This window comes from Fusibacillus kribbianus (assembly GCF_030053595.1).
Classification (GTDB): Bacteria; Bacillota; Clostridia; order Lachnospirales; family Lachnospiraceae; genus Lientehia; species Lientehia kribbiana.
Map to the genome: position 1 here is coordinate 78,053 of NZ_JASGBQ010000007.1, position 12,466 is coordinate 90,518.

Sequence of the window (12,466 nt, forward strand, 5' to 3'; positions counted from 1 at the left end):
CCGCCCGGATTTTTGAAAACCGGGCGGTTTTCGGTTCCCGAAAAAGGCGGAATATGGTATAATGAGGACAGCTTTTAAACGAATCAAAACAGGGGAGAAGGTAAATTATGGACAAAATGCTTGCAAAACAGGAGATTATGGAAGGAAGAGCCGTTCTCGGAATTGAGTTTGGCTCCACCAGGATCAAGGCGGTGCTCATCGGAAGCAGTCATGAGCCTCTTGCCCAGGGAAGCTATGAATGGGAAAACCGCTATGAAGGCGGATACTGGACGTATTCTCTGGAGGATATCTGGACAGGTCTTCAGGACTGTTACCGGGATATGGTGCGGGATGTGAGGGAAAAATATGATACTCCGGTGAAGTCTCTGGCTTCCATCGGATTCAGTGCCATGATGCACGGCTATATGGCTTTTAACCGGGCAGGAGAGCTTCTGGTGCCCTTCCGGACCTGGAGAAACGGGACGACAGGAGAGGCGGCGGATAAGCTGATCGAACTGTTCGGCTACAATATTCCGCAGAGATGGACCATTGCCCATCTGTATCAGGCCATGTTGAGCCGTGAGCCCCATATCACGGAGATCGATTTTGTAACAACACTGGCCGGCTACATTCACTGGAAGCTGACCGGTGAGCGGGTGCTCGGCGTGGGAGACGCCTCCGGCGTATTCCCTATTGATACGGAAAAAAATGACTATGACAATACTATGGTGGAGAAGTTTGACCGTCTGGTGGAGGAACAGGGGCTTCCCTGGAAACTCCGTCAGGTGCTTCCGGCAGTCCGCGTGGCAGGAGAGGGCGCAGGGACGCTTACTGAGGAGGGGGCAGCGCTTCTCGATGTGAGCGGAGAGCTTGCGGCCGGAATCCCTCTTTGTCCGCCTGAGGGAGATGCGGGAACCGGTATGGCTGCCACCAACAGTGTGGCGGAACGCACCGGCAATGTATCTGCGGGAACCTCCGTTTTTGCCATGATCGTTCTGGAACAGGAGCTTTCCAGGGTTTATCCGGAGATCGATATGGTGACGACACCCTCCGGCCATCCGGTGGCCATGGTACACGCCAATAATTGTACCTCCGATATCAATGCCTGGGCAGGGCTGTTCCGGGAATTTGCCGAGAGCATGGGGTATCCGGCAGATATGAATCAGATTTTCACCACTCTTTACAGCAAGGCACTGGAGGGTGATGCAGACTGCGGCGGGCTTCTGTCCTACGGATATCTTTCCGGGGAATTTCTGACCGGTATTGAAGAGGGACGGCCTCTTTTTGTCCGCACACCGGACAGCCGTTTTACTCTGGCAAACTTTATGAGGACCCATCTGTTCTCGGCTCTGGGAGCCCTTAAGGTGGGATTGGATATCCTGGAAAAGGAGAAGGTGCAGGTGGATGAGATCCTTGGCCACGGCGGCTTCTTTAAGACGAAGGGAGTGGGCCAGCGGCTTATGGCGGCAGCCATGAACACCGATATTTCCGTTATGGAGACGGCAGGCGAGGGCGGAGCCTGGGGAATCGCCCTGCTGGCAGCCTATATGGTAAAGAAGGCTGATGGCGAGACGCTGGAGGCTTACCTGTCAGAGAAGGTATTCGGCTCCATGGAAAAGGTGAAGGTATCTCCCGACGAAAGGGATGTGAAGGGCTTTGCAGCCTTCATGGACAGCTACAGAAAAGGACTCGTCATTGAAAAGACTGCATCGGAAAACTTTGCATAAGGAATGAGCATGTAAGGCTCCCGCATACCATAGAAAAAAGGGCTGCGGGAGCTTTTTTATGATCTATATCTCCAATCTGATGATACCGGCGGTGGTCTGTCTGATCGTGATATATGGCCTATGGAAGGGAAGACCTATTTTTGAGGATTTTATCCGGGGAGCCAAAGAAGGAATGAAAACGGTTGCAGGCATCCTGCCTACCCTTGTGGGCCTGATGATCGGCACCGGTGTCCTCCGTGCCTCCGGCTTTCTTGATCTTCTGGCAGAGGGATTATCCAGGGTGATTCCTGTTTCGCTTCTGCCTGCCCAGGTACTTCCGGTTATTCTGGTAAAGCTGTTTTCTTCGTCAGCAGCCACCGGTCTTGCACTGGATATTTTCAAGGAGTTCGGGCCGGATTCTCTGTCGGGCCGCATGGTTTCCATTATTCTAAGCTGCACGGAAACGGTGTTCTATACCATGAGCGTTTACTATATGAGTGTGAAGATCAAAAAGACAAGATATACGCTGGCAGGAGCGCTGCTTGCTGTTTTTATGGGAATCATCGTCAGTGTGGTTCTGGCATGGAAGCTGTGAAATGGACAGATTGACATTACAGATTTCCTGTGGTATTATTGTTCGGTGCAAAACAGTTCGGAACGCAACAATTTGAAGGGAAACAATTCGGTGGCGAACAATAAGAAGACAGAAACATAAGAAGGAGGATATGGCTATGGAAAAGGAGGAACCGCGCCACATCGGTTTTGAAATCAAGCAGACCTCAAAAATGATTCACCGTTATATCAACAAGCTGGCTGCAGTGGAGCATGCCAATGAGATGACAGGGACGCACGCCTGGATTCTCCGTTATCTGTGGGAAAACAGAAACCGGGAGATCTTCCAGAAGGACATCGAAAAGCGGTTTGATATCAACCGGTCATCAGCCACAGGACTTTTAAAGCTGATGGAAAAAAACGGATTGATCACAAGAGAGCCGGTGCCCTATGATGCGAGACTGAAACGGATCGTGATGACAGAAAAGGCGATTTCTCTCCACAAATCGGTTAAGGAGGACATTGATCTGGCTGAGGAACGGATCACCAAAGGGATTTCTGCAGAAGAACTGGAACTCCTACGATCGGTTCTGTCGCGAATCAGGGATAATCTGAGCAGTGCGAAGGATATGGAAGAATAGAGGTGGACAGTATGATAAAACGACTTGCAGCATGTATCAGAGAGTATAAACGGAATACGGTTCTTGCGCCCCTTTGTATTGTCGGGGAGGGAGCCATGGAAGTGATCATTCCCCTGTTCATGGCCAGGCTCATCGACAATGGGATTGATAAAGGCAATATGACAGCCATCTGGCAGACAGGTCTGATCCTTGCAGCCTGCTGTCTGGTGTCTCTGACCTTCGGAATCCTTGCGGGGCGCCATGCAGCCATTGCTTCCGCAGGCTTTGCAAAGAATCTGCGCCATGATATGTTTTATAAGGTGCAGGAATACTCTTTTTCCAACATTGACCGATTTTCTACGGCCAGCATTGTTACCAGGCTGACCACCGACGTGACCAATGTGCAGAATGCCTTTCAGATGATCATCCGAATGGCGGTCCGTGCACCGATCCTTCTGATTTTTGCCCTTATCATGGCCTTCGGCGTCAATCCGAAGCTGGCCCTGATTTATCTATGTGTGATCCCTTTTCTCGGAATCGGGCTTTTTATCGTTGTCACCAGAGCCCATCCTCTTTTTGAGCGGGTGTTCCGGACATATGACAAGCTGAATATGGTGGTTCAGGAGAATCTTCACGGGATCCGGGTGGTAAAATCCTTTGTCCGGGAGGAACATGAAAAGGAAAAGTTCGGTGAGGTGTCTCAGAGTATTTACAAGGACTTCAAACGGGCAGAACGGATCGTGGCCTTCAATATGCCGTTGATGCAGTTTTCCGTCTACACCTGTATGCTTTTAATCTCCTGGATCGGTGCGCGGCTGATCGTGGGAGGACGGGGAATGGCAGGAGCCATGACCACCGGGCAGCTCATGAGCATGTTTTCCTATACGATGCAGATCCTGATGAGTCTTATGATGCTTTCCAATGTGTTTGTCATGCTGATCATTTCCAGGGCTTCCGCAGAGCGGATCGTGGAGATTCTTGAGGAAGAAAGCAGTCTGAAGGATCCGGAGAAGCCTCTTCTTCAGGTGGCCGATGGTTCCGTTTCTTTTAAAAATGTATCCTTCAGTTATACGGGAGATGCCGATCGACTCTGTCTGACCGGCGTTGATCTGGATATCAGGTCCGGAGAAACCGTCGGCATCATCGGAGGAACCGGTTCCTCCAAGAGCTCTCTGGTACAGCTCATTCCCCGTCTTTACGATGTTACCGGAGGAGCTGTGTATGTGGGAGGTCATGATGTACGGAAATACGGCCTTGAGGCGCTGCGGAGTCAGGTGGCAATGGTACTGCAGAAGAATGTACTCTTTTCCGGCACCATAAAAGACAATCTTCGCTGGGGGAAGCCGGATGCATCTGAGGAGGAAATGGTACATGCCTGCGTTCTTGCCCAGGCGGACGGCTTTATCCGTGAATTTCCAGATGGCTACGATACCTTTATTGAACAGGGCGGTTCCAATGTGTCGGGCGGACAGAGACAGAGGCTCTGTATTGCCAGAGCGCTTCTTGCCAGACCGAAGATTCTGATCCTGGATGATTCCACCAGCGCGGTTGATACGAAGACGGATGCCATGATCCGAAAGGCTTTCCGGGAAGAAATTCCGGAAACGACCAAGTTTATCATTGCCCAGAGAATTTCCTCGGTGGAGAATGCCGATAAGATCATTGTCATGGATGGCGGCCGGGTCAACGGCTTCGGTACTCATGAGGAGCTTATGAAGACCAATGAAATCTACCGGGAGGTATATGAATCTCAGAAGAAGGGAGGTACAGAACATGGAACAGAGAAATGAAAATGACAGAATGAAAGGTGTACCTCAGAGTGTAAGGGTGAACAGAATGCCGGGGCGGATGGGAACCAGGGTACCCGTGGGAGCCATGCCCGGAGGAAAGAGCGGGCTGAATAAAAAAACAGCCGGTCGGCTGTTCCGGTACATTTCCGGTCAGAATAAAGGACTGTTTGCATTGGTAATTGTCTGCATTTTAATAAGTACTGCTGCCAATGTGGCCGGTTCCATGTTTATCCGGATCCTCATCGACAGCTATATTGAGCCGCTGCTCCTTTCTGGAGAGCCGGTATTTGATGGCCTGATCCGGGCAATCTTTACCATGGGCTGTATTTATCTGGCCGGTGTGGGAGCAACCTTCAGCTACAACTGGATCATGGCGGGGATCTCTCAGCGGGTTCAGAAGCGGATCCGGGATGAAATGTTTGCCCATATGCAGACGCTTCCGGTCAGTTATTTTGATACCCATACCTTTGGTGACGTGATGAGCCATTATACCAATGATATCGATACCTTAAGACAGATGATCTCCCAGAGCTTTCCCCAGCTTCTGTCTTCTGTCATGAGTATCATTATGGTGTTTTGTGCCATGCTCTTTACCAGCGTATATCTGACTCTTTTTATTCTGGTGACCATTACCTGCCTGATGACGGTTTCCAAAAAAATTGCCGGAAGGAGTGCTTCGTATTTTATCCGGCAGCAGAAATCTCTGGGAGATGTCAACGGTTACATTGAAGAAATGATAAACGGACAGAAGGTCGTCAAGGTCTTCTGCCATGAGGACGCGTCCAAAGAAGCGTTTGACAGAAAGAATGAGGAGCTTTGCCGGAATGCGGCAAGCGCCAACAGTTTTGCCAATGTGATGGGGCCGATTTCCATGAATCTGGGCAATCTCCAGTATGCGCTTTTGGCTGTGTTTGGCGGGATTCTGGCCGTGAACGGGATCGGTGGACTGACCCTTGGAACGATCGCCTCGTTTCTTCAGCTGTCCAGGAGCTTTACCATGCCCATCAACCAGATTTCCATGCAGCTCAATTCCATTATCATGGCGCTGGCGGGAGCTGAGCGGATTTTTGAACTGACGGATGAGGAGCCGGAGGCCGATGAAGGCTATGTGACGCTGACAAGAATCAAATTCCGGAAAGGAGCAGCGGAGCACGAGCTTCTGGAGCAGATTCCTGCATCCTATGTGGAAGAAACAGAAGAACGGGACGGGATCTGGGCCTGGAAGCATCCTCATGAGACAGGAGAGACTACCTATACCAGATTGACCGGTGATGTTCGGTTTTTCGATGTGGACTTTGGCTATGAAGAGGGAAAGACAGTCCTTCATAATGTGACGCTTTATGCGAAGCCGGGGCAGAAGATCGCCTTTGTGGGGGCCACAGGTGCAGGAAAGACCACCATTACCAATCTGATCAACCGGTTTTACGACATTGACGACGGGAAGATCCGGTATGACAACATCAATATCAACAAGATCAAAAAGACGGATCTCAGACGTTCCCTGGGAATGGTGCTGCAGGATACCAACCTGTTTACCGGGACTGTCATGGAAAATATCCGTTACGGCCGGCTGGATGCCACCGATGAGGAGGTGCGCCAGGCAGCGAAGCTGGCCGGTGCGGATGATTTTATCAGACGGCTTCCCAATGGCTATGATACGGTCATTACCGGCAACGGTGCAAGTCTGTCCCAGGGACAGCGGCAGCTGTTCTCCATTGCCAGAGCGGCGGTGGCAGATCCGCCGGTTATGATCCTGGACGAGGCGACCTCCAGTATTGATACCAGGACGGAGGCCATTGTCCAGAGGGGAATGGACAGTCTGATGAAGGGACGGACCGTATTTGTCATTGCCCACCGTCTTTCCACCATAAAGAATTCCGATGCCATCATGGTGCTGGATCATGGCCGTATCATCGAGAGGGGCAATCATGATCAGCTCATTGCAGAGAAAGGAAAATATTATCAGCTCTATACGGGTGCATTTGAACTGGATTAAAAAAGAAAGGCTCTTTCCATGTCGGAGGAGCCTTTCTTTTGTGAAATGGATTTTATTTTAACACTGCCTTATGATAGACTTTCTTTCCCTTGCGGATTTTTACGCCTTCCTTCAGCTGAGCTTCGCTGAACTGGGTGTCCAGGGAAGTCTTTTCGCCGTCGGCGGTGACGCCGCCCTGCTGAACCAGACGTCTCGCCTCGCTTCTGGTGGGGGCCAACTTACAGGCCATCATCAGGTCGAGGATGCCGATGGAACCGTCGGTCAGGCTGTCGGCGGAAAGCTCGGTGGTGGGCATATTGGAATCATCGCCGCCCCCGATGAAAAGGGCATGGGAGGCCTGCTTTGCCTTGTCAGCCTCTTCCTTTCCGTGTACCAGGCTGGTGAGCTCGTAGGCCAGAATTTCCTTGGCTTCGTTGAGCTGGCTGCCTTCCCACTGATCCATCTTGTCGATCTCTTCCAGAGGAAGGAAGGTCAGCATGCGGATACACTTGAGAACATCGGCATCGCCGATATTTCTCCAGTACTGGAAGAACTCGAAGGGAGAAGTTTTATTGGGATCAAGCCATACGGCTCCGGACGCGGTTTTGCCCATTTTCTTACCTTCAGAATTTAAGAGCAGGGTAATGGTCATGGCGTAGGCATCTTCGTTCTCCGTTGTCTTTTTACGGATCAGCTCAGTTCCGGCCAGCATGTTGGACCACTGGTCATTGCCGCCGAATTGCATGTTGCAGCCGTAGTGCTGATGCAGGTAATAGAAATCGTAAGCCTGCATGATCATGTAGTTGAACTCCAGAAAGCTCAGACCCTTTTCCATGCGCTGCTTATAGCATTCGGCACGGAGCATGTTGTTGACGGAGAAGCAGGCTCCCACATCGCGGAGAAGCTCCACATAATTGAGCTTTAACAGCCAGTCGGCGTTGTTTACCATGATGGCCTTGTCTTCACCGAATTCGATGAAACGCTCCATCTGTTTTCGGAAGCATTCACAGTTGTGCTCGATGGTCTCGCTGGACATCATGGAGCGCATGTCGGTACGGCCGGAGGGATCGCCCACGTGGCCTGTGCCGCCTCCAATGAGGACGATGGGCTTATTCCCAGCCATCTGGAGACGCTTCATCAGGCACAGAGCCATGAAATGTCCCACATGGAGAGAATCGGCGGTGGGGTCGAAGCCGATGTAGAATTTGGCGTTTCCGCTGTTGATGAGCTCCCGGATCTCCGGCTCATCTGTGACCTGGGCAATGAGCCCTCTGGCTTTCAGTTCTTCATAAATTTGCATGAGATTCTTCCTTTCCTGTTTTCTGATGAAATATTTGTCGTCCATGGAGCAGCGTTTCGACGCATAAAAAAACTCTGCCCCAATGGACAGAGGACGAAAGCTTTCGTGGTACCACCTCTTGTTCAGAGATCCCTCACAGGATCTCCCTCAGCAGGAACTTCTGTTTCTCACAGGCATTCCCCGGCGCGGTAACGGGCGCTCACGGTCGGCCCTACTGGCAACATACGGTTCGGGCAGACAGCTCAAGGATGTATTCAGTACGGAGGCGCCTGCATCCTTTCACCGGCCGGATGCTCTCTGGAAGGCGGAACACCGTCTTACTTTTTCCTGTCACAGCTTTTTCTTATCAGATATTGGAATTATAACAGAAAAAAACAAAAATGCAAGAGGGGAAAGAAAATTCACACATTTTCAAAAGACGCATATGGTAATATGAAGCCAGCTTAAGAAGCAGGAGAAAGTTATGGCAGTAAAGGTAATTCTGGATCCCGGACACGGTGGGCGTGATCCTGGAGCTGTTTATCAGGGACGTCAGGAAAAGGACGATGCCCTGGCCCTTGCTCTGGCGGTGGGAAGGATCCTGGAAAACGCAGGAGTGGATGTGGCCTACACAAGAACGGAGGATGTCTATAATACGCCTTATGAGAAAGCAGTCATGGGAAATAATTCTGACGCGGACTATTTTATTTCTTTCCATAGAAATGCTTCGGCGTCGCCCGGCAGTGCTTCCGGTATTGAGACCCTTGTATACAGTAAGGGCGGGGAAGCAGAGAAATTGGCGGGAAACATCAACGAGGAGCTGGAAGCAATGGGCTTCCGCAACCGCGGGATTATCGAGCGGCCCAATCTGGTGGTTTTAAGAAGGACGGAAATGCCGGCAGTTCTCATCGAGGCAGGGTTTATCGATTCGCCGGAGGATAATGCACGGTTTGACGAGGAATTCGATCAGATCACCCAGGGAATTGCGGACGCGGTTTTGAAAACAACGGAAGAAAACATGGGAGTTCAGACAACAGAGCCGGACAGACCGCCGCTCTATCAGGTACAGACCGGGGCGTTTCGAATCCGCCAGTTTGCCGACCAGATGATGGCAGAGCTTCAATCGGAAGGGTTTCCGGCATGGATCGAGGCAGACAATGGATTCTTCCGGGTGAAAGTCGGAGCCTTCGAAAAGCTGGATAATGCAGTCCGCATGGAAAAAAGGCTGCGTCAGATGGGGTACAATACCTTTATTACCGTAGGATAGCAGGCGGGCTGCCCGTTGTATATTGACATCAGGAGGCTTATTGGGGAAGACGGTGTGGTTCACCGTCTTTCTTAAGGTCCTGAGGGAAAACTTTCTGAAAATCTATCGAAACCAAATAGATGTGTTACAATAAAAGCACTTGAGCATATGAAAACTATTTATTCAGAAGTGTGACCGGCTTCTGTGGTTTGCCGTGTATTAGGATGAAAGACTTATCCGTACGGAGGGGGAAAAGAGATGGACGATAAACAGATTCTGGATTTATACTGGGCGCGTTCGGAAAATGCCATACAGGAGACTGCGGACAAGTATGGGCGCTACTGTCATTTCATCGCGTTCCATATCCTGAATAATGTGGAGGACAGCGAGGAATGTGTCAACGATACTTATCTCAGGGCATGGAAGACGATACCGCCGAAGCGGCCGGAAAGACTGTCTGTCTTTCTGGGAAAGCTCACCCGCAATTTATCCCTGGACAGATACAGGCGGAACACAGCGGCAAAACGGGGCTTCGGTCAGGTGGCTCTTGCCCTGGAAGAACTTAAGCAGTGCGTTCCGGCCCCCAATTCTGTGGAGCAGGTCATTGACAATCTGACACTGCAGGAAATTCTTAACCGGTTTCTTGGAGCACTGCCAGCGAAAACAAGAAAGATTTTTATGCGCCGGTACTGGTATTTCTGTTCGGTCAAAGAGATCGCGGAGGATCTGAATGTCAGCGAAAGCAGGGTGAAAATGACTTTGCTGCGGGCAAGAAAGGAACTCAGAACACTTTTGGAGGAGGAGGGAATCATGTTATGAAGGAAAATCGCATTCTGGATAATCTCGGTCAGGTGGATGAAAAATACATCGAAGAAGCAGCTCCTGTCACCAGGCAGCATAAGAAAAAGAATGGATGGGTCAAATGGGGTGTAACGGCTGCATGCCTGGCTTCTGCCGTATATGCAGGAACACGGCTGATTTCGTTGGAGGCACCCGGAGACGGGCCGGAGCAACCGTCCTCTGTATATGAAAGTCAGCAAGCGGAACCGGACGAGCCTTCCACTTCAGCCGGGAATCCAAACAGCGAAGCGGAGCTTCCCATGCTCACCATTGACAAGCTGACAAATGAAGAGATGGGGTTTGAAGGTTATATGGCACATGACATATCGGAACTGGTCAACGGTAATCCATGGAATGAGTCGGTGGAATTGTCTGCATTGCCGGTGTATGCAAATCAATTGGAGTATGACAGCAGATTCATCGTCCGTGGAGACAGGGAAGCGATGAAGAAAATGCTGGAAGATCTCATGGTACAGTTTGGGCTGGATGTCAATGAGACTGAAATAACAGACAATGCACCTGACGCACAGGAACAGGAGATGATCCGTGAGAAACTTAAAGAGGTGGGAGAGGATTTTACAGAAGATTATGCCGAACCGACCGAGGTTATTGCAGAAGGGAACGGAATCAGGATCACAGTGGACAATGAAATGACTGCACTGATCTATTTTGAACCGGCTGTTCCTCTTCCGGATGAATATAATTTTACTTTTTATTCTTCTTATGAAGATATGGCGGCGGTGGCTGAATATCTGAGAGAGGAATATAAGGGTAAGCTGGGGATGGAGAATGCAAAGCTTGCTATTTGCGGAGGTGATTATGATATTTATTCCCGACAGTCCTATCGCATCGGAATGTACAGCGAGGGGGAAACTGTGACGGACCGGATCGTCCGGTATAATTTCAAACAGGCAGTTTTTTATTGTGACGATGCGGGAGATCTTTCTATGATAAGGATCTATAATCTGGATCTGTCCGAAAAAACGGGAGAATATCCTGTGATTTCTGTGCAGGAGGCAAAAGAACTTCTTCTGAACGGAAACTATATCACTACAGTTCCCTATGAAATGCCGGGAAAGGAATATATAGCGAGGGTTGAACTTGTTTACCGTAAGGGTACGTATGAAACATACTACATGCCGTATTACCGCTTCTATGTAGAAGTGCCTTACGAAGAGCGGGAGAATGGATTGAAAACGTACGGTGCCTATTATGTGCCTGCCGTGGAAGGAAAGTATCTCACAGAGATGCCTGTATGGGACGGAAGCTTTAACTGATTGATGATTGATACCGAGAGCGCCCGGACGAAGTGTTCGGGCATTTCCTGCGTAAACGGTAGAATTTATTGTTTTTTTCTGATATACTTTGTTCAGTTAAAGAGTAAGATGATCGGGATTAATAAGCAGTTACAGCCGGTTATTTTTGTTTATATATGACGGTGAGAAACAGTAACTTTATGTTTTGCTATAGACAGAAGTTGAACACTTTATTTCAGGAGCCTATTCGCAGACGAGGAGGAACGGACGGTGGTATCCAATTATGAAATCATGCGCAATCAAATGCGTGGAGAGTTTGTGAAATACGATCAGGAAAAAATGATAAAAAAGTTTTCGCTTAGAAATGATGAAGATTACATTTATATAGAGTTTATGTTAAGGGAATACAGAATTGATCGTAAAACTGGAGTGGTAGAATGGTCAGAAAATAATTTTTCAACAAGTGTTGAGGCAGATTATAATGAATCCATGACGATCTATGACATATTTTGTTATTCGAAAGATGACTGCAGCCTTTCGGGAAATTACTGCACGGTCAATATGCTGAAAGGGACAGTGAAATCGAGTGGTGTTGGCAGCAACATGTTTCAGAGGGCAGCAGACGCTTTCAACGGAAAACGAAAGGAAGTGGAAGCTGTATGTGAGATTTTTGGCGAAAAACTCGAGCTGAAAGGCGATGTGGCAGCAAAATTGTATCCGTTTACTTTTTTACCGGTTATCATCCAATACTGGGAGGCAGATGAAGAATTCCCTGCAAATCTAAAGTTTATGTTTGATGAGAATATTTTGGATTATATGCATTTTGAAACGATTTTTTTTATGACAGGGCATATTGTGAAGCGAATAGAGGAAATGTTGAAAACCAATATCAGTATATAAGTGTTTAAATTGTGTAAAAAAAACATACAAAAGATGTTGACAAACAGAAAGAACCGTGATAGACTATGTTTCGCTGACGGAGATATGACAGTTGACGACAAAAAAGATTAAAATAAATCAAAAAAGTTGTTGACATGACGGCGACGATGTGATATATTAGACAAGCTGTCGCTGATAACTAAATCGAAGAACAGTAAAGCACCTTGATAACTGAACAGTATATTCCAACCCCTGAAAATTCTAAAAAAGAAGTTTCAGAGAACAGATGCGAAAGCATCACCTTTAAGTAAAGTAAACGGGATAAAAGGAAAAGCTAGAGCTTA

General features: G+C 49.0%; 10 protein-coding genes and 1 other annotated feature. Of the genes, 9 read left to right on the top strand and 1 reads right to left on the bottom strand.

Features of this window, described 5'->3' with window-relative positions; all coding sequences use genetic code 11:
* The first annotated feature begins 116 nt into the window (after nucleotides 1-116).
* The 5 genes from QJ036_RS06240 (at nucleotide 117) to QJ036_RS06260 (ending at nucleotide 6,643) form a co-directional block, all read left to right on the top strand.
* Nucleotides 117-1,706 carry a xylulokinase gene (locus QJ036_RS06240; RefSeq protein ID WP_334305447.1) on the top strand — a complete coding sequence of 530 codons (1,590 nt, stop codon included), beginning with the start codon at nucleotides 117-119 and terminating at the stop codon, nucleotides 1,704-1,706.
* A gap of 58 nt (nucleotides 1,707-1,764) precedes the next feature.
* Complete coding sequence (locus QJ036_RS06245; protein ID WP_283230589.1) at nucleotides 1,765-2,280, top strand: spore maturation protein; 516 nt, start codon at nucleotides 1,765-1,767, stop codon at nucleotides 2,278-2,280.
* Nucleotides 2,281-2,416: 136 nt separating this feature from the next.
* Complete coding sequence (locus tag QJ036_RS06250; RefSeq protein WP_283230590.1) at nucleotides 2,417-2,878, top strand: MarR family winged helix-turn-helix transcriptional regulator; 462 nt, start codon at nucleotides 2,417-2,419, stop codon at nucleotides 2,876-2,878.
* A gap of 11 nt (nucleotides 2,879-2,889) precedes the next feature.
* Nucleotides 2,890-4,647 (top strand): ABC transporter ATP-binding protein, encoded by a 1,758-nt coding sequence (locus QJ036_RS06255; RefSeq protein ID WP_283230591.1) that lies wholly within the window; start codon nucleotides 2,890-2,892, stop codon nucleotides 4,645-4,647.
* Nucleotides 4,648-4,732: 85 nt separating this feature from the next.
* A complete protein-coding gene (locus tag QJ036_RS06260) occupies nucleotides 4,733-6,643 on the top strand; it encodes an ABC transporter ATP-binding protein (RefSeq protein WP_283230598.1) in 1,911 nt (636 codons plus the stop codon).
* 52 nt (nucleotides 6,644-6,695) lie between these two features.
* Here the strand turns inward: QJ036_RS06260 and tyrS are convergent, their stop codons facing one another.
* A complete protein-coding gene (gene tyrS, locus QJ036_RS06265; RefSeq protein WP_283230592.1) occupies nucleotides 6,696-7,922 on the bottom strand; it encodes a tyrosine--tRNA ligase in 1,227 nt (408 codons plus the stop codon).
* A gap of 86 nt (nucleotides 7,923-8,008) precedes the next feature.
* Nucleotides 8,009-8,265: a binding site (T-box leader), on the bottom strand.
* A 120-nt stretch (nucleotides 8,266-8,385) separates the two neighbouring features.
* Between tyrS and QJ036_RS06270 the strand changes: the two genes are divergently transcribed.
* The 4 genes from QJ036_RS06270 to QJ036_RS06285 all read left to right on the top strand — a co-directional run bounded on the left by QJ036_RS06270 (nucleotide 8,386) and on the right by QJ036_RS06285 (nucleotide 12,143).
* The gene (locus QJ036_RS06270; RefSeq protein ID WP_283230593.1) at nucleotides 8,386-9,168 is read left to right on the top strand and encodes an N-acetylmuramoyl-L-alanine amidase; all 783 of its coding nucleotides are present in this window, start codon (nucleotides 8,386-8,388) and stop codon (nucleotides 9,166-9,168) included.
* Nucleotides 9,169-9,405: 237 nt separating this feature from the next.
* Nucleotides 9,406-9,966: an RNA polymerase sigma factor gene (locus QJ036_RS06275; protein WP_283230594.1), complete on the top strand. Its 561-nt coding sequence runs from the start codon at nucleotides 9,406-9,408 to the stop codon at nucleotides 9,964-9,966.
* A complete protein-coding gene (locus QJ036_RS06280; protein ID WP_283230595.1) occupies nucleotides 9,963-11,264 on the top strand; it encodes a hypothetical protein in 1,302 nt (433 codons plus the stop codon). The genes QJ036_RS06275 and QJ036_RS06280 overlap by 4 nt, the downstream gene beginning before the upstream one ends.
* A gap of 249 nt (nucleotides 11,265-11,513) precedes the next feature.
* Nucleotides 11,514-12,143, top strand: coding sequence for a DUF3786 domain-containing protein (locus tag QJ036_RS06285; RefSeq protein ID WP_283230596.1), 630 nt, complete (start codon nucleotides 11,514-11,516; stop codon nucleotides 12,141-12,143).
* The last annotated feature ends 323 nt before the right edge of the window (nucleotides 12,144-12,466 follow it).

Excerpts from the sequence above, each read along its gene's own strand:
- QJ036_RS06240 (WP_334305447.1), top strand. The coding sequence starts at position 117 with ATGCTTGCAAAACAGGAGATTATGGAAGGAAGAGCCGTTCTCGGAATT.
- QJ036_RS06245 (WP_283230589.1), top strand. The coding sequence starts at position 1,765 with ATGATCTATATCTCCAATCTGATGATACCGGCGGTGGTCTGTCTGATC.
- QJ036_RS06250 (WP_283230590.1), top strand. The coding sequence starts at position 2,417 with ATGGAAAAGGAGGAACCGCGCCACATCGGTTTTGAAATCAAGCAGACC.
- QJ036_RS06255 (WP_283230591.1), top strand. The coding sequence starts at position 2,890 with ATGATAAAACGACTTGCAGCATGTATCAGAGAGTATAAACGGAATACG.
- QJ036_RS06260 (WP_283230598.1), top strand. The coding sequence starts at position 4,733 with ATGCCCGGAGGAAAGAGCGGGCTGAATAAAAAAACAGCCGGTCGGCTG.
- tyrS (WP_283230592.1), bottom strand. The coding sequence starts at position 7,922 with ATGCAAATTTATGAAGAACTGAAAGCCAGAGGGCTCATTGCCCAGGTC.
- QJ036_RS06270 (WP_283230593.1), top strand. The coding sequence starts at position 8,386 with ATGGCAGTAAAGGTAATTCTGGATCCCGGACACGGTGGGCGTGATCCT.
- QJ036_RS06275 (WP_283230594.1), top strand. The coding sequence starts at position 9,406 with ATGGACGATAAACAGATTCTGGATTTATACTGGGCGCGTTCGGAAAAT.
- QJ036_RS06280 (WP_283230595.1), top strand. The coding sequence starts at position 9,963 with ATGAAGGAAAATCGCATTCTGGATAATCTCGGTCAGGTGGATGAAAAA.